This window comes from Streptomyces sedi (genome assembly GCF_006335015.1).
Lineage (GTDB): Bacteria > Actinomycetota > Actinomycetes > Streptomycetales > Streptomycetaceae > Streptomyces > Streptomyces sedi.
Window position 1 is genome coordinate 161895 of sequence record NZ_VDGT01000009.1, and the last position, 18794, is coordinate 180688.

Annotated in this window: 19 protein-coding genes; 14 read left to right on the top strand and 5 right to left on the bottom strand. The window is 76.2% G+C overall.

Translation table 11 applies throughout. The annotated features are described in order from the left end of the window. Nucleotides 1-9: 9 nt before the first annotated feature. The 7 genes from FH715_RS14160 (at nt 10) to FH715_RS14190 (ending at nt 6914) form a co-directional block, all read left to right on the top strand. Nucleotides 10-540: a D-glycero-alpha-D-manno-heptose-1,7-bisphosphate 7-phosphatase gene (locus FH715_RS14160; protein ID WP_425472713.1), complete on the top strand. Its 531-nt coding sequence runs from the start codon at nt 10-12 to the stop codon at nt 538-540. After that, on the top strand, nt 537-1601 hold the full coding sequence (locus FH715_RS14165) for a glycosyltransferase family 9 protein (RefSeq protein WP_139645091.1): 1065 nt from the start codon (nt 537-539) through the stop codon (nt 1599-1601). Before FH715_RS14160 ends, FH715_RS14165 begins: the two co-directional genes overlap by 4 nt. Next, nucleotides 1598-2563 carry a glycosyltransferase gene (locus FH715_RS14170; protein WP_139645093.1) on the top strand — a complete coding sequence of 322 codons (966 nt, stop codon included), beginning with the start codon at nt 1598-1600 and terminating at the stop codon, nt 2561-2563. The genes FH715_RS14165 and FH715_RS14170 overlap by 4 nt, the downstream gene beginning before the upstream one ends. Continuing rightward, nucleotides 2563-3804, top strand: a complete 1242-nt coding sequence (locus FH715_RS14175) for a glycosyltransferase (RefSeq protein ID WP_139645095.1) — start codon at nt 2563-2565, stop codon at nt 3802-3804. The genes FH715_RS14170 and FH715_RS14175 overlap by 1 nt, the downstream gene beginning before the upstream one ends. A 77-nt stretch (nt 3805-3881) precedes the next feature. Continuing rightward, nucleotides 3882-4514, top strand: a complete 633-nt coding sequence (locus FH715_RS14180; RefSeq protein WP_139645097.1) for a D-sedoheptulose-7-phosphate isomerase — start codon at nt 3882-3884, stop codon at nt 4512-4514. Continuing rightward, the gene (locus FH715_RS14185) at nt 4511-5944 is read left to right on the top strand and encodes a PfkB family carbohydrate kinase (protein WP_139645099.1); all 1434 of its coding nucleotides are present in this window, start codon (nt 4511-4513) and stop codon (nt 5942-5944) included. Before FH715_RS14180 ends, FH715_RS14185 begins: the two co-directional genes overlap by 4 nt. Before the next feature lie 4 nt (nt 5945-5948). Continuing rightward, on the top strand, nt 5949-6914 hold the full coding sequence (locus FH715_RS14190) for a glycosyltransferase family 9 protein (RefSeq protein ID WP_246108745.1): 966 nt from the start codon (nt 5949-5951) through the stop codon (nt 6912-6914). On the opposite strand, the gene FH715_RS14195 is transcribed toward FH715_RS14190, so the two are convergent. From FH715_RS14195 to FH715_RS14205, 3 genes are all read right to left on the bottom strand, one after another. Then, nucleotides 6902-7804: a glycosyltransferase family 2 protein gene (locus tag FH715_RS14195; RefSeq protein ID WP_139645102.1), complete on the bottom strand. Its 903-nt coding sequence runs from the start codon at nt 7802-7804 to the stop codon at nt 6902-6904. The two genes, FH715_RS14190 and FH715_RS14195, sit on opposite strands and share 13 nt — an antisense overlap. Continuing rightward, nucleotides 7791-8663 (bottom strand): glycosyltransferase family 2 protein, encoded by an 873-nt coding sequence (locus FH715_RS14200; protein ID WP_246108746.1) that lies wholly within the window; start codon nt 8661-8663, stop codon nt 7791-7793. The genes FH715_RS14195 and FH715_RS14200 overlap by 14 nt, the downstream gene beginning before the upstream one ends. A gap of 132 nt (nt 8664-8795) precedes the next feature. Beyond that, entirely contained in the window at nt 8796-9230 is a 435-nt protein-coding gene (locus FH715_RS14205; RefSeq protein WP_139645105.1) for a winged helix-turn-helix transcriptional regulator, read from the bottom strand. Between the two features lie 74 nt (nt 9231-9304). Here FH715_RS14205 and FH715_RS14210 point away from each other — a divergent pair, with 74 nt between their 5' ends. Next, nucleotides 9305-10342 carry an SDR family NAD(P)-dependent oxidoreductase gene (locus FH715_RS14210; protein ID WP_246108747.1) on the top strand — a complete coding sequence of 346 codons (1038 nt, stop codon included), beginning with the start codon at nt 9305-9307 and terminating at the stop codon, nt 10340-10342. 314 nt (nt 10343-10656) lie between these two features. Continuing rightward, complete coding sequence (locus tag FH715_RS14215) at nt 10657-11334, top strand: lytic polysaccharide monooxygenase auxiliary activity family 9 protein (protein ID WP_139645106.1); 678 nt, start codon at nt 10657-10659, stop codon at nt 11332-11334. A 416-nt stretch (nt 11335-11750) separates the two neighbouring features. Here FH715_RS14215 and FH715_RS14220 read toward each other — a convergent pair whose 3' ends face one another. Beyond that, on the bottom strand, nt 11751-12017 hold the full coding sequence (locus FH715_RS14220) for a DUF6480 family protein (protein WP_211367620.1): 267 nt from the start codon (nt 12015-12017) through the stop codon (nt 11751-11753). A gap of 49 nt (nt 12018-12066) precedes the next feature. Next, nucleotides 12067-12789 carry a methyltransferase domain-containing protein gene (locus FH715_RS14225; RefSeq protein ID WP_139645108.1) on the bottom strand — a complete coding sequence of 241 codons (723 nt, stop codon included), beginning with the start codon at nt 12787-12789 and terminating at the stop codon, nt 12067-12069. 169 nt (nt 12790-12958) lie between these two features. Between FH715_RS14225 and FH715_RS14230 the strand changes: the two genes are divergently transcribed. The 5 genes from FH715_RS14230 to FH715_RS14250 are packed head-to-tail and all read left to right on the top strand — an operon-like array spanning nt 12959 to nt 18618. Then, entirely contained in the window at nt 12959-14443 is a 1485-nt protein-coding gene (locus tag FH715_RS14230; RefSeq protein ID WP_139645110.1) for a sugar ABC transporter ATP-binding protein, read from the top strand. Next, entirely contained in the window at nt 14443-15465 is a 1023-nt protein-coding gene (locus tag FH715_RS14235; RefSeq protein ID WP_139645112.1) for an ABC transporter permease, read from the top strand. The genes FH715_RS14230 and FH715_RS14235 overlap by 1 nt, the downstream gene beginning before the upstream one ends. Beyond that, nucleotides 15462-16538, top strand: coding sequence for an ABC transporter permease (locus FH715_RS14240; protein ID WP_139645114.1), 1077 nt, complete (start codon nt 15462-15464; stop codon nt 16536-16538). Before FH715_RS14235 ends, FH715_RS14240 begins: the two co-directional genes overlap by 4 nt. Then, nucleotides 16535-17752 carry a substrate-binding domain-containing protein gene (locus FH715_RS14245; RefSeq protein ID WP_139645116.1) on the top strand — a complete coding sequence of 406 codons (1218 nt, stop codon included), beginning with the start codon at nt 16535-16537 and terminating at the stop codon, nt 17750-17752. The genes FH715_RS14240 and FH715_RS14245 overlap by 4 nt, the downstream gene beginning before the upstream one ends. After that, nucleotides 17752-18618 (top strand): sugar phosphate isomerase/epimerase family protein, encoded by an 867-nt coding sequence (locus FH715_RS14250; RefSeq protein ID WP_139645118.1) that lies wholly within the window; start codon nt 17752-17754, stop codon nt 18616-18618. The genes FH715_RS14245 and FH715_RS14250 overlap by 1 nt, the downstream gene beginning before the upstream one ends. The last annotated feature ends 176 nt before the right edge of the window (nt 18619-18794 follow it).

Genomic DNA, 18794 nt, shown 5'->3' on the forward strand with positions numbered 1-18794 from the left:
CCCGGGGCCGTGCTCTTCGACCGCGACGGCACCCTCGTCGAGGACGTGCCGTACAACGGCGACCCGGCCCGGGTCCGGGTGCTGCCCGGCGCGCGCGCCGCGCTGGAGCTGCTGCGGGAGCGCGGGGTGGCGACCGGGGTGGTGAGCAACCAGTCGGGCGTCGCGCTCGGGTACTTCGGCCGCGCCGAGGCGGAGGCGGTCGGAGCGCGGATCGAGGAGCTGCTGGGCCCGTTCGGGGTGTGGGCCGTGTGCCCGCACGGGCCCGCCGACGGCTGCGGCTGCCGGAAGCCGGCGCCCGGCCTGGTGCTGGCCGCCTGCCGGCGGCTCGGCGTGCCGCCGCACCGCGCCGTCGTCGTCGGCGACATCGGCGGGGACCTCGCCGCCGCCGAGGCCGCAGGGGCGCGCGGGGTGCTGGTGCCGACGCCGGCCACCAGGGCCGAGGAGGTCGCCGCCGCCGGCGGGGCGGTGGCGCCCGACCTGCTCACCGCCGTGCGCGCGCTGCTCGCGCCCGCGCCCGCGGCGGCGGAGGGGGCGCGGTGACCGCCGCGCCGCGCGGGGCGCCGCGCACCCTGGTCGTCCGGCTGGACAGCGCCGGCGACGTGCTGCTGGCCGGCCCCGCCGTGCGGGCCGTCGCCGCCGGCTCGTCCGAGGTGACCGTGCTCTGCGGCCCGGCGGGCGAGGCCGCGGCGCGGCTGCTGCCCGGCGTGGACCGGGTGCGGGTCTACCACGCGCCGTGGGTCAGCCTGGCGGCGCCGGCCGTCGAGCCGGCCGACGTGGCCGAGCTGGTCGAGCGGCTGGCCGCCGACCGCTACGACCGGGCCCTGGTGCTGGCCTCCCAGCACCAGAGCCCGCTGCCGGCCGCGTTGCTGCTGAAGCTGGCCGGCGTGGCGTGGGTCGGCGCCGACAGCGAGCACTACCCGGGGTCGCTCCTCCAGCTGCGCCACCGGCGCGCGCCCTACCGCCACGAGGCCGCCGCCGCCCTCGACCTGGCGGAGGCGGCCGGATTCGCCCTGCCGCCCGGCGACTTCGGCGAGCTGCGGGTGCGGCCCCCGCGCGACACCTCGGCGCTGACCGGCGGCGAGCCCTATCTGGTCGTCCACCCGGGGGCCGCCGTGCCCGCCAGGACCTGGAGCGCCGAACGGGCCACCCGCGCCGTCGCCGCGCTCGCGGGCGCCGGGCACCGGGTGGTGGTGACCGGCGGCCCCGACGAGGCGGAGCTGACCCGGCGGGTCGCCGGCCGGCACGCGCTGGACCTCGGCGGACGCACCGCACTGCCCGAGCTGGCCGGGGTGCTCTCCGGCGCCCGCGCGGTGATCGCCGGCAACACCGGGCCCGCGCACCTGGCGGCGGCCGTGCGCACGCCGGTGATCAGCCTCTTCGCGCCGGTGGTCAGGGTGGACCGCTGGCTTCCCTACCGGGTGCCGCATCTGCTGCTGGGCCGGCAGGACGCGCCGTGCGCCGGCACCAGGGCGCGGGAGTGCCCGGTGGAGGGGCACCCGTGCCTGGACTCGATCACGGACGAGGAGGTCCTGGCGGCCGTCGACCGGCTGATCGTCGGCGGCCCGCCCTGCGACAGCATCGGACGGAAGGCCCGCGCGTGAACATACTGCTGTGGCATGTGCACGGTTCCTGGACGACGGCGTTCGTCCAGGGCCCCCACACCTATCTGGTGCCGGTGCTGCCCGACCGGGGCCCCGACGGGCGCGGCAGGGCGCTGACCTACCACTGGCCGGACTCGGTGGTGGAGGTCCCGCCGGAACGGCTCCGCGAGACGCCCGTGGACCTGGTGGTGCTGCAACGGCCCCACGAGGCCGAGCTGGCGGCCCGCTGGCTCGGCGGCCGGCGGCCGGGGCGCGAGGTGCCGGCCGTCTACGTCGAGCACAACGCCCCCGACGGCGACGTGCCGCACACCCGGCACCCCTGCGCGGACCGGGACGACCTGACGCTGGTCCATGTCACCCACTTCAACCGGCTGTTCTGGGACAACGGGCGCGCGCCGACCGCCGTCGTCGAGCACGGCGTGGTCGACCCGGGGCACCGCTGGACCGGCGAGCTGCCCAGGGCGGCCGTGGTGGTCAACGAGCCGCTGCGGCGCGGCCGGACCACGGGCACCGACCTGCTGCCGGGGCTGGCGGCCGGGGTCGGGCTGGACGTGTTCGGCATGGGCACGGAGGGCCTGGCCGCCGCGCTGGGGATCGCCCCGGAGCGCTGCCGCTCCTGGGACCTGCCGCAGGAGGAGCTGCACGACGCGATGGCGCGCCGCCGCCTCTACGCCCACCCGGTGCGCTGGACGTCGTTGGGGCTCTCCCTGATCGAGGCCATGCACCTGGGGATGCCGGTCGTCGCGCTCGCCACCACGGAGGTGGTGGAGGCCGTGCCGCCGGAGGCGGGGGTGGTCTCCACCCGGCCCGAGGAGCTGGCGCGGGCGGCGGCCCGCTACGCGCGGGACCCGGAGGCGGCCGGGGCCGCGGGGCGGGCCGCGCGGCAGGCGGCGCTACGGCGCTACGGCCTCAAGCGGTTCCTCGACGACTGGGAACGGCTCGTGGAAGAGGTGATCCGCTGATGCGGCGCGACCCCTCGTCACCGAGCCTGGGCATCGCCCTGGTCTCCGAGCACGCCAGCCCCCTGGTCGCCCTCGGCGGCGAGGACGCGGGCGGGCAGAACGTGCACGTGGCGCGGCTGGCCGGCGCGCTCGTCGACCGCGGCCACCGGGTGACCGTCTACACCCGGCGCGACTCCACCGCCCTGCCGGAGACCGTGCGGCCCCGCCCCGGCCTCACGGTGCGCCATGTGCCGGCCGGCCCGCCGTGCGAGGTGCCCAAGGACGAACTGCTGCCGTTCATGGGCGAGTTCGGCGCCCATCTGGAACGGGCGTGGGGCCGGGAGCGGCCCGACGTGGCGCACTCGCACTTCTGGATGTCGGGGCTGGCGGCGCTGGCCGGGGCCCGGCCGCACGGGGTGCCGCTGGTGCACACCTTCCACGCGCTCGGCCATGTCAAGCGGCGCCACCAGGGCAGCGCCGACACCAGCCCCGGCAGCCGCGTCGAGTGGGAGCGGCACCTGGGCGGCGCCTGCGACCTGACGGTGGCGACCTGCCGGGACGAGGTCGCCGAGCTGGCCGGCCTGGGGGTGCCGGCCGAGCGGGTGCGGGTGGTGCCCTGCGGGGTCGACCCCGAGCTGTTCACCCCCGTGGGCGACCGGCTGCCGCGCGGGCCCTGGCGGCACCGGCTGCTGCACCTCGGGCGGCTGGTGCCGCGCAAGGGCGCGGAGATCTCGCTGGCCGCGCTGGCCAGGCTGCCGGACGCCGAGCTGGTGATCGCCGGCGGCCCACCGGCCGACCGGCTCGCCGCCGACCCGGTGGCCGGGCGGCTGCGGCGGGCCGCCGAACGGCTGGGCGTCGCCGAACGGGTGCGGTTCACCGGCGCGGTGCCGCACACCGAGGTGCCGTTCCTGATCCGCAGCGCCGACCTGGTGCTCTGCCCGGCCGACTACGAGCCGTTCGGGATCGTGCCGCTGGAGGCCATGGCCTGCGGGGTGCCCGTGGTGGCCAGCGCCGTGGGCGGGCAGCGCGACACGGTCGCCGACCCGACGACCGGCCGGCTGGTGCCGCCGGGCGACCCGGTGGCGCTGGCCGACGCCGTCGCCGGGCTCCTCGCCGACCCGGCGGAACGCGCGGCCAGGGGCGCCGCCGGGCGGCGGCGGGTGCTGACCCGCTACCGCTGGGCGTCGGTCGCCGCCGCAACCGAGCGGGTCTATCTCGGCCTGCGGCACCGCTCCCCCGCCCCCGTCAGCGGCGCCGGGTGAGCGCGCACGGACCGCGACGCGGTCCCCCGGCGCCCCACCGTTCGCCCCACCCCCCGTTCCAGGAAGGAGAGTTCGCCGTGGACGCGACACCCACCGCGCGGCAGCACTGCGCGTCACTCCAGGAGGCCCTGACCGCCTTCCAGCGCGACGGGAGGACCGGGCTCGCCGAGGCGGCCGAGTGGGGACGGCGGCTGGCGGGCGTGCTGCCGGCCGGCGGGCGGCTGCTGGCGGCGGGCAACGGCGGCAGCGCCGCGCAGGCGCAGCATCTGACGGCCGAGTTCGTGGGCCGCTACCGCGACGAACGGCCGCCGTTCGCCGCCGTCGCGCTGCACGCGGAGACCTCGGCCGTGACCGCCATCGGCAACGACTACGGCTTCGAGCAGGTCTTCGCCCGGCAGGTCACGGCGCACGGGCGGCCCGGCGACGTGGTGCTGCTGCTGTCCACGTCGGGCGGCAGCGGCAACCTGCTGGCCGCCGCCGAGGCGGCGCGCGACGCCGGGGTGCGGGTGTGGGCGATGACGGGGCCGGCGCCCAACCCGCTGGCCGCACGCGCCGACGCGGCGGTCACCGTCGACGCGCCCTCGACGGCCACCGTGCAGGAGTTGCATCTGGTGGCGCTGCACGTGGTGTGCGAGGCGTTCGACGAGGCGCTGGCCGACGCGGAACGCCGGCCCGCGCCGGCGGTCCTCTTCTCCCGGGAGGCGGCGTGAAGGGGCGTGGACCGCTCGTCGTGGTGGGCGACGTCCTCCTCGACCGGGACATCACCGGCCGCGCCGACCGGCTGGCGCCCGACGCGCCCGTGCCGGTCGTCGAGGTCGCCTCGGAGCGCTGCCGGCCCGGCGGCGCCGGGCTGGCCGCGGCGCTGGCCGCCGCCGACGGCCGCGAGGTGGTGCTGGTCACCGCGCTCGGCGACGACGAGGCGAGCGAGACCGTGCGTTCCCTGCTGCCGCCCGGGGTGCGGTTGGCCGAACTGCCGCTGGAGGGCAGCCTGCCGGTGAAGTCCCGGGTGCTGGCCGGGGAACGGCCCGTGATCCGGCTCGACCGGGGCGGCGGCACGCCCGGCGCGCCCGGCGCGGAGGCCAGGGAGGCGCTGGCCGACGCCGGCTCCGTCCTGGTCGCCGACTACGGCCGGGGCACGGCCCGCGCGCTGCGCGCCGCGCTGGGGCGGGCCACCCGCGAGGTGCCCGTCGTGTGGGACCCGCATCCGCGCGGCGACCAGCCCGTTCCCGGGGTGCGGATGGTGACGCCCAACGAGCGGGAGGCCCGCTGGTTCGTGCGGGAGCACTGCGCCGAGGCGGCGGGGCGCGGGATGGCCGTCGACGACGACTCGCTGCGGGCGCACAGCCTGCGCGGCGCGCTCCTGGCCGCGCACTGGAGCGCGCTGTCCGTCGCCGTCACGCTGGGGGCGCGCGGCGCGGTGCTCGCGCGGGCCGAGTGCGACGACCCGCAGTACACCCCGGTCACCGCCGACAGCGAGGGCGACCCCTGCGGCGCCGGCGACTGCTTCGCCGCGACCGCCGCCACCGTCCTGGCGGACGGCGGGCTGCCCTCGGAGGCCGTCGACCTCGCCACCGAGGCCGCCGCCGCCTTCGTCTCCTCCGACTGCGCCGACCGCGCCAGCTGGCGCGACGACCCGAGCCGCCCGCCGCGCGCCCCGGCCTCCGGCGCCAAGCCGCGCCGGATGGCCGAGATCACGGCGCTGGCCGACTCCGTGCGGCGGCGGGGCGGCACGGTGGTGGCGGCCGGCGGCTGCTTCGACCTGCTGCACGCCGGGCACGTGCGGTTCCTCCAGAACGCCAGGCGCACCGGCGACCTGCTCATCGTGTGCGTCAACTCCGACGCCTCGGTCCGCCGGCTCAAGGGCGAGGGCCGCCCGTTGAACCGCGCCGCCGACCGGGTGGCGGTGCTGGAGGCGCTGGGCTGCGTGGACGCGGTCGCCGAGTTCGGCGAGGACACCCCGCAGGAGCTGCTGCGGCTGCTGCGCCCCGACCTCTGGGTCAAGGGCGGCGACTACCGCGTCCAGGACCTGCCGGAGGCGGCGCAGCTGCGCGAGTGGAACGGGCAGGCCCTCGTCCTGCCCTATGTCGACGGCCTCTCCACCACGGCGCTCGCCCTGCGGGCCGCCCGCGTCCCCTCGTGACGCCGTGGCCCCCCGGCTGCTGGTGCTGCGGGCCCTGGGGCTCGGCGACCTGCTGACGGTGGTGCCGGCGCTGCACGCGTTGCGGGGCGCCTTCCCCGGCCACCGGCTGGTGCTGGCGGCGCCCGGCGCGCTGTCCGACGTCGTGGCGGCGGTGGGCGCGGTCGACGCGCTGCTGCCGGCCTCGGCGCCGGGGCGGGCCGTGCCGGAGCGCCTGGACTGGCGCGGCCCGCCGCCGGAGGTCGCGGTCGACCTGCACGGCAGGGACGCGCACAGCCTCCGCCCGCTGCTGGCGCTGAACCCCGGGCGCGTGATCAGCTACGCGCGCCCCCCGGCGCCGGCGTGGCGCGAACGCGAACACGAACGCGCCCGCTGGTGCCGGCTGTTGCGCGGGCACGGCGTCCCGGCCGACCCGGCCCGCATCGGCCTCGCAGGGCCCCGCGCCCCCTCCCCCGCGCCGGGCGCCGTGCTGGTGCACCCGGGGGCCGAGGCGGTGGCCAGGCGCTGGCCGGCGGAACGGTTCGCCGTGGTCGCCAGGGCGCTCGCCGCCGACCACCGGGTGCTGGTCACGGCGGGCCCCGGCGAGGAACGGCTGGGCCACCGGGTCGCCGCCCTCGCCGGGCTGCCGCGCGCCGCGGTGCTCACCGGGCTGCCGCTGGCGGCGCTGTCCTCGCTGGTCGCCGAGGCACGCGCCGTGCTGGTCGGGGACACCGGAGTCGCCCATCTGGCGACCGCCCACGCCACCCCGTCCGTGGTGCTCTTCGGCCCGGTCGCGCCCGAACTGTGGGGCCCACCGCGCTCGTTCCGCCACCGCGCGCTCTGGCACCCGGGCCCGGGCGGCGACCCCCGCCCCGGCGACCCGCACGGGCCGGAGCCCGACGCGCGGCTGCTGCGGATCACCGTGCCCGAGGTGCTCGCCGCGTTCGACCGGGTCACCTCCGGCGCCGAACGGGACGGCGGTCAGCCCACGTAGCGGCGGGCCGACGACTCCCGCTGCGCCTCCTCCAGCAGGCAGAGCCGGCGCTCCACCTCCGGCGGCACCGCGCGGCGTTCCCTCAGCACCCACGGCAGGCCGGCGACCGCCCGCAGCAGCGCACCGGCCGTCGTGCGGTCCCTCGGCACCCCGCCGAGCACGGTCGCGGTGCGGCGCGCGGCGGAACGCGGCGAGCGGCGCAGCCACGTGAACCACAGGGTGTTGCGGATGCCGTCGGCGCGGCGGCGGGTCGGGTCGCGCAGCGCGGAGGGCCGGTGGTGGACCACCATCCGCTCCTCGAAGACCAGCCACCACCCGGCGGCCATCAGGTCGGCCGCCGTCAACTCCTCCTCGCCGCCCAGCCACAGCCGCCGGGAGAACCCGCCGACCCGCCGGAACGCCTCCGTCCTCAGCACCGTGGCGCCCGCCAGGAACGAGCCGAGCGCCGGCCCCGGCAGACCGGGCGGCCGTGGCAGCGGCGAGGAACGCAACTCCGCCACGATCGGGTCCTCGACGCCCTCCGGCTCCACCACGATGCGGGCGGTGACCGTCGCCACCGAGGGATGGGCGTCCAGCACGGAGACGGCGGTCCCCAGCGCCCCCGGCTCCCACCAGGTGTCGTCGTCGCAGAACGCGACATAGGGCGTCGTGACCTCCCGCACGCCCAGGTTCCGGCCCACCGCGCCCAGGTTGGCGCCGGGGGTCAGCAGCCGCACGTCCGGATGGTGCCGGGCGACGGCCTCGGCGGTGCCGTCGGTGGACGCGTTGTCCACGACGACCACCGGCGGACGCTCCGGGAGCGCCGCCAGCCGCTCCAGCGTGCCCAGCAGCTCGGCGCGCCGGTTGTGCGTGATGACCAGCACGGTCACCCGCGGCTCAGCCGGCGGCACGGGCCACCTCCACCCGGCGGATGTCGGCCTCCACGCCCGCCGGCAGCCGGCGCCTGGCCGCCAGGGCCGCGGGCAGCCGGGGCAGCAGCTGCCCCAGCGCCCGCCGGGCGGCACGGTCGGCCCGCGCGCTCCTGGCCAGCCGCCAGGTGTGGCGGGCGGCCACCGGCAGCGGGCGCCGCAGCCAGCTGGTCAGCGCCTCGTTGCGGTGCAGCAGCGTGGCGCGGTCCGGCCGGGGCCCGGAGTCCGGCCGGTGCACGGCGGTGACCGCGGGCGCGTGGCAGACCAGCCAGCCGGCGGCGGCCAGGTCGTAGGCCAGCAGGGTCTCCTCGGCGCCGAAGAAGAGCAGCGGGTGGAAGCCGCCGACACCCAGGAACGCGGTCCGCCGCACCACGGCGGCGCAGCCGAGAAAGCCCAGCACCCGGGGGCCCGGCAGCCCGTCGCCCCCGCCGAGGGGCGAACCGGCCAGCACCTCGTTGAGCGGGTCGGGGCCGCCCGCCGGAGAGACCCGGGTGCGGGCGGCGACCAGCCCGATGCGGGGGTCGGCCTCCAGGATCCCCACGGCGCGGGCCAGCGCGCCCGACTCCCACCAGGAGTCGTCGTCGCTGAACGCCACATACGGGTGGTCGAGCGCCCTGACCCCCTCGGTGCGGGCCAGCGCGCCACGGTTGGCGGGCAGCGCCAGCAGGCCGACCCCGGGGAAACGTTCACGCACCACCGAGCGGGTCCCGTCGTGGGACGCGTTGTCCACCACCAGGACCGAGGGCCGCTCGGGCAGGCCGGTCAACCGCTCCAGGGTGTCGGCGAGCCGGTCGGCACGGTTGCGGGTGGCGATGACCACCGCGATCGAGTCAGGACGCACCCCGCCCGAGTGCCCGCGCCCGCCCCGGCGAAACGGCCCCGCGTTGCCTCGGCGGCGCGTTCCGGCCTTCTTCGGAGGGCGCGTGCGCCGTCCCGCCGCTGGAGGAGGGCGGGCGGGCCGCGCGCGGCGGCGTCACGGCGCCGGCGCCGGCCCGTCGTCCGCGCCGGCCCGGTGGCGGGAGCGCGCCTCGTTGATCTCCGGCGCGTTGCGCACCGCCCAGTCCGCCAGGGCGGAGAGCGGCTCCAGCAGCCCGCGCCCGAGCGGCGTCAGGCTGTACTCGACGCTGGGCGGCACCGTCGGGTGGACGTCGCGCCGCACCAGCCCGTCGGCCTCAAGGCCGCGCAGCGTGCGGGTCAGCATCCGCTGGCTGATGCCCTCGACGGCGCGGTGCAGCTCGTTGTAACGGTGCGGGCGACCGCCGAGCAGGATCACCAGCAGCACGCTCCACTTGTCACCCACCCGCCGGAAGACGTCGCCCGCCGGGCAGGCGGCGAGCTCGTCGGCCGGGACCGGCCGGGGCAGCTCGTGGGCGAGTACCGAGGGAACACCGGTGTGCGCAGCGGACATCAAACTGCCTTCTTTCGGACAGCGGGCGGTACGGCCGACGATGGTGCGGCCCCGACCAAGCCTAGGAGGACAGCGTGCGACCCGACTCGCGCAAGACCGTGGTGATCAGCGGCGGAACGAACGGGATGGGCCGCGCGACGGCCCTGGCCCGACTCGCGCGCGGGGACCGGGTGGTGGTGATCGGCAGCGACGAGGCCAGGGGGCGCGCGCTGTGCGAGGCGGCCGACAACCCCCGGCTCGACTTCCTGCGGGCCGACCTCTCCTCGATCGCCGAGAACGAACGGGTCGCCGCCCGGCTCGGCGAGGAGCACGAGTCGGTGGACGCGCTGCTGCTGTTCGCCAACCGGGTCAACCCGAAGCGCCGGGAGACCGTCGACGGGCTGGAGTCGACCTTCGCCCTCTACTACCTCAGCCGCTATCTGCTCGGCCACCGGCTGCGCCCGCTGCTGGACGCCGGCGCGGACCCGTTGATCGTCAACGTGGCCGGCGTCGGGAACAAGGCCGGGCGGGTGCACTGGGACGACCCCCAACTGACCCGCTCCTACGGCCAGGTGCGGGCCCAGCTCCAGGCCGGGCGGGCCAACGACCTGCTCGGCGTCGCCTTCGCCGAAGGGGGCGAGGGGCGGGCCCGCTATGTGCTGTACCACCCCGGCTTCACCCGCAGCGGCGTCGACGGCCACCCGAACCCGGTGGTGCGCGGGGCGCTGCGCGGGCTGGCCCGCCTCTTCGCGCGGCCGGTGGACGAGGCGGTGCGGCCGGTCGTGCGCTGGATCGACGAGCCGCCGACGGAGCCGCTCACCGCGGTCGACCGGGGTAAGCCGGTCGACCGTTCGCTGGCCACCCTCGACCCCGAGGCGGCTGCCCGACTGGCCGACTACACCGAGGCGTTGCTGAGCGAACGCCGGCGCGACGCCGCCTCGGGCGACGCCGCCTCGTCGAGGCGACGCGGGCCTTCCTCGGGGGACGGCCGCCCGACCCGAGGCGCACAGCCGTGCACGCGGGGATCGGCCGCTTCGCCGCCGAACTCCGCGCGGAGCGCGGCGGGCGGCTCGTCGGCGGCGGGCGGCTCGCCGCCGACTCGCCGCTGCCAGCAGCCGCCCAGAAGCTCGTGAGGGCGCGTGCGTGAGGGCGCGTGCGGCTCGTGCTGGCGCGTGTCCGTGCCGCCGCGCGCCGGGGTGAGCGCCGGTTTCCGGCCGAGTTCGTGGCCGCCGGCGGGCGGCGGGCGGCGCTGACCGGTCAACTCCCGCGCGGCAGCGAGCGTTTCGCGCCGCGCGGGGCGGACGCCGGGAACCTTTCGGCAATCCCTGTGTCACGGGACTGTTGCGCGAGGGTGTGCGCGGGTAAGGTCCCCATAACCTTGGGAGCGCTCCCAAACCGGAACGAAGTCTCAACTCCCCACCCCCTTCCGGAAGACGGAGATCGCACGATGCACGCAGACACCCCCACCCGCCGCTGGACGCTGCGGGTGGTCACCCCGGCGCTGGCGGCCGTGGTCGCCCTCGTCGCCCTGTTTCTGAGCCCGCTCACCAACTCGGCCAGCGCACACGGCTCGATCGTGGACCCGGCAGGCCGCGCCTACGGCTGTTGGGACCGCTGGGGCGGCGACCACATGAACCCGGCCATGGAGCAGGAAGACCCCATGTGCTGGCAGGCGTTCCAGGAAAACCCCAACACCATGTGGAACTGGATGAGCCTGTTCCAGGAGAACCTGGCCGGGAACTGGCAGAGCGCCATCTCGGACGGGAACCTGTGCAGCGCCGGTGACGCGCAGGGCGGGCTGGCCAGCTCGCTGGACACCGTCGGCCCCTGGACCACGACCGACGTCGACAACGACTTCAGCGTGCACCTGTACGACACGGCCAGCCACGGTGCGGACTTCTTCGAGGTCTACGTGACCAAGCAGGGGTTCGACCCGACGACGGACGCGTTGGGCTGGGGTGACCTGGAACTGGTCGAGACGACCGGCAGCTACCCGCCGGCCTCGGACATCACGTTCGACGTCAGCGCGCCGGGCCGCACGGGCAACCACATCGTCTACACGATCTGGCAGGCGTCGCACCTGGACCAGACGTACTTCATCTGCAGCGACGTCAACTTCGGCTAAGGGGTGAGGGCGAGGACGACTACCCACCTGGCCGGTGCCGCACCGTAGTCGTCCAACCCCCGCCACAAATGCACCGCGCAGTTCCCCGCGCCCCCAAGCCGCCCACCGGCAGTGCAGGGGCGCGGGGAACTGCGCGAGCAACCCGACACCGGGCCGCACCCGACAACGCACCCCCGCCACCCAGGACCGTCGTCGCCCACGCACCCCCGGCAAGGGGCTAGGCCGTCTCGTTTGGATCTTCGCGGGGGCGCGACGCCAGCGATGGGGGCACCTCCCAGGCCCCCGAGGGGCCTGGGGGAACCTCGCTGCGTTACCGAATCGCGCGAATACGGCCAAGTATGAGCTGCGATCCGGCGCCTTGCGATGCACCGCATCTGACGCCGCGCCCTGATCCACGAAGATCCAAACGAGACGACCTAGTCGATCACGAACCACACCGCGTAGGCCACGAAGAACGCCACCACCAGCGCCGCGACGACCAGCACCGCCGTGAGGGGGGCCGCCGCCCAGCCGTCGGTGGGGTTGTGGGAGTCGTCCGGCCCGGTGAACGACGTGCCGCCCTCGGCGGGCGGGGTCTCCCCCGGCGGCGTCTCCCGGGGCAGCGTCGCGCCGCCCGGGCGGTAGCCGGGGGTCAGATACGGATCGGGGTCCGGGTTGCTGGGCGTCACGTTGCTCGGCGTCATGGCGCCCGAGTACCACCGAAGCCGCCCGGCACACCTCCACGCGGGAGGTTCAGTCGCCGGTGCGGCGCGCCAGTACCAGCCGGCAGCGCGGGGCGCCGTCGGAACGTTCCGGCAGGCCGGGCAGGGGCAGCGGCACCGTGCCCACCGCGAAGCCGGCGGCGGCCACCTCCGCCCGGGCGACGGAGAGCGGAAACGTCCGGTAGTACATGACGAACGGCGGGTGCCAGAGCGCGTTGCGCGCCCGCATCGCCGCGTCGAAGCCCCAGGTCAGCCAGTACGCGGCCGAGCCCACCCGGGGCGGCGCCGCCACCGGGAACGCCAGCAGCCCGCCGGGCCGCAGCGCCGCCCGCGCCCCGGCGAACAGCGCCGCGCGGTCGGCGGCGAGGAAGTGCCCGAACGCGCCGAAGCTGACCGCCAGGTCGAACTCCGCGCGGAACGGCAGCGCCCGCGCGTCCGCGCGCACCAGCGTCGCGTCCGGGTCTGCGTCGGCGGCCACGGCCAGCATCCCGGCGCTGCGGTCGACGCCGACCACCCGCCGCGCCCCGGCGGCGCGCAGCGCGGCGAACCCGGCGCCGGTGCCGCAGCACAGGTCGAGCGCGTCGTCGAACGGGCCGAGCCCGTCGAGCGCGCGGGCGGTCGCCTCCAGCACCACGTCGGGGGTGCGGAACGGCGTGTGGTCGAAGGTGGGCGCCAGGAGGTCGTAGCCGCGTTCGACCGAGGTCAGCGCCTGGGCGGCCAGTTCGCGTGCGGTGGGGCCCTGCGGGGAGAACACGCCGTCGAGCGTACTGCGGGGCCGGCGGCGCCGCGGAGCCCGCACCGCCCACTTTCACCGCTCCATGTCGAAAGTGCGCCATGGAACGCACACAACTGACCCTCGTTTTCTGTTCTTTGGCGTTGCTTTGTGTCTTGACAGTCGGTACTTCCGCCTCGACATTGCCTCCATGCTGCTGATGCAGGACATGACAAAAAGCTTTCTCGGCATCCGCGTCCTCCACAGCGTCTCCCTCGATCTCGCGCCCGGGGAGGTGCACGCCGTGGTCGGCGAGAACGGGGCCGGCAAGTCGACGTTGATGAAGCTGCTCAGCGGGGAGCACACCCCCGACGGCGGCCGGATCGAGATCGACGGGACGCCCGTGGCCTTCGACCACCCCGCGCAGGCCCAGGCCGCGGGGGTCGGGATCATCCACCAGGAACTCGCGCTGCTGCCGGACCGCACCGTCGCCGAGAACGTCTTCCTCGGCCGCGAGCCCACCCGTCGCGGACTGGTCGACCGGGCGGCGATGGCGCGGCGGACGACCGAGCTGCTGGCCGAGTTGCACGCCGAGGGGATCGCGCCGGACACCCCGGTGCGCGAGCTGTCGGTGGCCCGTCAGCAGACCGTCGAGGTGGCCAAGGCCCTCGCCGCCGACGTGCGCGTCCTGATCATGGACGAGCCCACCGCCGCGCTCGCCGAGCACGAGGTCGCCACCCTCTTCGACCTGGTCCGCCGGCTCACCGAACGCGGCCTGGGCATCCTCTACGTCTCCCACCGGATGCGGGAGATCTTCGCCCTCTCCCAGCGCGTCACGGTGCTGAAGGACGGCCGCCTCGTGACCTGTCTGAGGACCGCCGAGACCGACGTGGACGCCGTGGTGCGCGCCATGGTCGGGCGCGAGCTGAGCGCCTACTACCCGCCCAGGGCCGCGCCCGGGGCGCTGGGCGGGCCGGTGCTGACGGTCAGCGGAGGCGGCAACGACCGGCTCGCGGGGATCGAGTTGACCGTGCGGGCCGGCGAGGTGCTGGGCGTCGCCGGGCTCCAGGGCTCGGGGCGCAGCGCGCTGGCCCGCGCGGTCTTCGGCGCCGACCCGTTCACCAGGGGCCGGATGACGCTGGCCGGCAGGGAGGTACGCCCGCGCCGGCCGCGGGAGGCGATCCGCGCGGGCATCGCGCTGGTCGGCGAGGACCGCAAGGCCGAGGGGCTGACGCTGCGCCAGTCCGTGCGAGACAACACGCTGCTGGTGACCAGGGCCGTCGGCGTCGGGGAACGGGCCGGCGCGACGACGGTGGCCCGCCTGCTGGAACGGGTGCGGCTGGCCGGTGGCGGCGGCGCCGGGCAGGAGGTGCGTTACCTCTCCGGCGGCAACCAGCAGAAGGTCGTCATCGCGAAGTGGCTCGCCGCCCGCCCCCGGGTGCTGCTCTTCGACGAGCCGACCAGGGGCGTGGACGTCGGCGCCAAGGCCGCGATCCACACGCTGGTGCGGGAGTTGGCGGCCGAGGGGCTCGCGGTGCTGCTGATCTCCTCCGAGCTGCCCGAGCTGATCGGGATGAGCGACCGGGTGCTGGTGCTGGCCGACGGCCGCCCGGCGGGCGAGCTGCCCGCCGGGCCGAGCGAGGAGGAGATCATGCGGCTCGCCACGAGCGGCGCCGACCGGGCGGGAGCCGCCTGATGACCGCCGCCTCCCCCTCCCCCGCGCTGCCGGCCGCCGCCGCGCCGGCCGCCGCCCGCTGGCGGCGCGGGCTCTCCGACCCGGCCGTCGGGATCTGGCTGGCCGCGCTCGGCGTCACCCTCCTCGGCTGGGCGGTGGTCGCCGTCAGGGGCGGCGAGTTCCTGACCCAGCCCAACATCACCGGGATCCTCCAGAACTGCGTGGCGCTCGGGCTGATCGCCCTCGGCCAGACGATGGTGATCCTCACCGGCTCGCTGGACCTGTCGGTGGCCTATCTCGCGAGCCTCGGCACCCTGGTCGCCGCCGAGACCATGGCGGGCTCCGACGGCAACATGGTCACGGCGGTGGTCGCGGTCCTCGCGCTGTGCGCGGGCGTCGGACTCGCCAACGGGCTGATCGTCACCCGGCTGAAGGTCAACGCGTTCATCGCCACGCTCGGCGTCGCGCTGATCCTGCGCGGCTGGATCGAGGACAACTACACGGGCCCCGCGGGCGACGTGTCGCGTTCCTTCCAACGCCTCGGCTACGACCGGATCGGCCCGGTACCGGTCTCCGTCTTCCTGCTGGTCGGCGTCGCGTTGGCGCTCTGGTTCGTGCTGCGGCGCACCCGGCTCGGCCACCACATGTACGCGACCGGCGGCGACGAGCACGCCGCGCGGCTGTCCGGGGTGCGCACCGAACGCACGGTGGTGATCGCACACGTGCTGTGCGCGCTGTGTGTGGGCATCGCGGCGCTCTTCCTCGCCGCGAGGTTCGGCGCGGGTTCGCCCTGGGCCGGCACCGAGGCCCGCTACGACCTGGAGTCCATCGCGGCCGTGGTGCTGGGCGGCACGCTGCTGGCCGGCGGGCGCGGCGGGGTCGTCGGCACGCTGGGCGGGGTGACGGTGCTGGCGGTGCTGGACAGCGTCTTCAACCAGCTGGCCGTCGACCCGTTCTTCAAGAACGTGCTGCGCGGCGTCGTGATCATCGCGGCCGTCGCCGTCTACGCCCGAGGCCGCCGCAGCGCCGGGAGGAACCGTTGACCGCCACGACCGCCACCCCGATCCAGGCCCGCGTCCGCCGGGGCACCGCGCTGACCAGGGCGTTGGGCAGCGCGCTCCCGGTGTGCGCGCTGCTGTTGCTGCTGCTGGCCGCGCTGGCGGTGACCGACGCCGGGTTCTACGAGCCGGACCGGTTCCTGGCCTTCGTGCGGCGGGCCGCGCCGCTGCTGCTGCTGGCGGCCGGCCAGTACCTGGTGATCGTCAGCGGCCACTTCGACCTGTCGGTGGGCGCGGTGGTCACCACCGGGGTGGTGGCGGCGGCCGAGATCTACCACACGTACCCCGGCGCGCACTGGCTGGTGGTCACGGTGGTCCTGGTCGCCGCCGGCGCACTGGTCGGACTGGTCAACGGACTGGTAACCACCGGGCTCGGCGTGCCGTCGTTCATCACCACGCTGGGGATGATGCTGATCCTGGAGGGCGGCGTCTTCTACTGGACCGGCGGCTCGCCCACCGGGTATCTCCCGGACGAGTTCCGGGCGGTGGGGCGCCAGGACGCCTTCGGCTGGCTGCCGTGGGCGGTGGTGGTGTGCGCGGCCGTCGGCGCCGGCGTGTGGTGGCTGATGCGCTCGTCCTGGGGCCGGACGCTGATGGCGACCGGCGACAGCGAGCGGGCTGCCGAACTGTCAGGGGTGGCCACCGGGCGGGTGCGGACGGTCGCCTTCGTGCTCTCCGGCGCGGCGGCGGCGCTGGCCGCGGTGCTGGTCGGGGGCTACTCCGGGGTGTCGGCGCAGGCCGGCTCCGGGATGGAGTTCGAGGCGATCACCGCAGTCGTGCTCGGCGGCGTGCTGCTGGGCGGCGGCCGGGGCTCGGTGCTGGGCGCCATGGCCGGGGCCTTCGCGCTGACCGCGCTCTTCACGCTGCTCAACCTCCGGGGCGTCTCCGGCGCGCTGGAGCCCACCGTCCAGGGCGTGATCGTGATCGCCGCGGTGGCGCTCGGCGCCGCCAACTTCTCGCGCCCGCGCCGCCGTTCCCCCGCGCCACCCGCACCGCCGCCGGCCGCGCCGGCCGACCGGGGACCCACCCAACCGTCGACTGGAGGACCCACCCCATGAGAACCCATCGCGCCGGCCGCCGACTGGCCGCGTCGCTCGCCGCCGTCTGCGCGGCCGGCCTGCTCGCCTCCTGTTCCTCCGACGCGCCGCCCGAGGGCCCACCCGACCCGTCGGGCTCCGCCCCCTCGGAGGACGGCGGCGGCGAGGCCGACGAGGCCGAGTTCTTCGAGGAGGACGAGTACCAGCGGCAGTTGGCGCTCGCCGGGGAGACACCCGAGGGCCCCGAGGGCCGCCCCTGGGAGCAGATGCTGCGCCCGGAGATGGTCGACACCGGCGACTACGCGCTGGATGCGGACCAGGTGCACCTGTGCTTCTCCAACGCGGGCGTCTTCAACCCGTGGCGGCAGGTCGGGCTGACCACCATGGAGGCGGAGGTCGCCGAGCACGAGGAGATCGCCGAGTTCACCGTGCTGGACGCGGAGGGCAAGGACGACAAGCAGATCTCCGACATCCAGAACCTCAGCCAGCAGGACTGCGACCTGCTGATCGTCTCCCCCAACACCACGGCGACGCTGACCCCCGCCGTCGAGGAGGCGTGCCGCACGCTGCCGGTGATCGTCTTCGACCGCGGCGTCAACACGGACTGCCCGGTCACGTTCGTCCACCCCGTCGGCGGCTACGCGTACGGCGCGGCGGCGGCGGACTTCCTGGTGGAGAACGTGGAACCGGGCGGCAAGATCCTGGCGCTGCGCATCTCCCCCGGCGTCGACGTGCTGGAGAACCGCTGGTCGGCCGCCGAGTTGGCGTTCCAGGACAGCGAACTGGAAGTCGCCGACGTCGAGTTCACCGAGGGCGACCCGGCGGTCGCCAAGTCGATCGTGACGGACGCGATCCAGCGCCACGGCTCGATCGACGGCGTGTGGATGGACTCGGGCGCGACCGCGGTGGCAGCCGTCGAGGCGTTCGAGGACGCGGGCCTTGAGGTGCCGCCGATCAGCGGCGAGGACCAGCAGGACTTCCTCCAGGCGTGGGCCGACCGCGACCTGACGGCGATCGCCCCCGGCTACCCCACGTTCCAGTGGCGCACCCCGGTCATCGCGGCGCTGAAGGTGCTGCGCGGCGAGGAGGTGCCGGGCGAGTGGGTGCTGCCGCAGCCGGTGATCACCGAGGAGACCCGGGACGACTATCTGGCCGCCGAGATGCCGCCGCTGCACTACGGGCTGTGCGGCTGCGAGGACCTGCCGGGCTACCCGCGGGACTGGGGTGGCCGCTGATGGGGCTGACGGTCGGCGCCAACCCGTGGATCTGGCACGCCCCCGTCGACGAGGCCGCGGTCGCCGAGACCGTGCCGAGGCTGGCCGGCTGGGGCTTCGACGCGGTGGAACTGCCGCTGGAGTCGCCCGGCGACTGGTCGCCCCGGACCGTGGCGGCGCTGCTGAAACGCCACGAGCTGACGCCGGCGGCGGTCGTCGCGGTGATGCCGCCCGGCCGCGACCTGGTCCGTGCGGAGCCGGCGGCGGTCCGCGCCACGCAGGACTACCTGCTGCACTGCGTGGACGCCGCCCAGGCCACCGGCGCGCCCGTCGTCGCCGGACCGGTCTACAGCGCGGTCGGCCGCACCTGGCGGATGACCCCGGCGGAACGGGAGGCCGCCTACGCCGAGTGGCGCGAGTACCTGGCGCCCGTGGTGGAACAGGCGATCGCGGCGGGGGTGCGGCTGGCGGTCGAGCCGTTGAACCGTTACGAGACCAGCCTGTTGAACACCGTCGAGCAGACGCTCACCGCGTTGGAGGGACTGCCTGCCGAGGGCGTCGGCCTGGCGCTGGACACCTACCACCAGAACATCGAGGAACCCTCCCTACCGGGCGCCGTCCGGCGGGCCGCCGGGCGGATCGTCCACGTCCAGGTCTGCGCCAACGACCGGGGCACGCCCGGCGCCGACCACCTGGACTGGCCCGGCTTCCTGCGGGCGCTGCCCGAGGCCGGCTACCACGGGCCGCTGTGCGTGGAGTCCTTCACGGCACACAACGACACGATCGCGGTCGCCGCCTCGGTGTGGCGCCCGCTGGCCGACACCCAGGACACGATCGCGACGGAGGGCCTGGCGTTTCTGCGCCAGGCCCTCCGCGACGCGGGCTGACCAGGCCGGGAAGCCCGGCGGCCCAGGGGCGCGCACTCACCTGACCGACCACGCCAACCCCACCAGGGGCGCGGGGAACTGCGCGAGCGACCCCACGCCGGGCTCACGCCGACAACCCACCCAGCCACGAAGCTCCGTAGTCGACTGCGGCCCGCCACCCAGCATTCGCGCAGTTC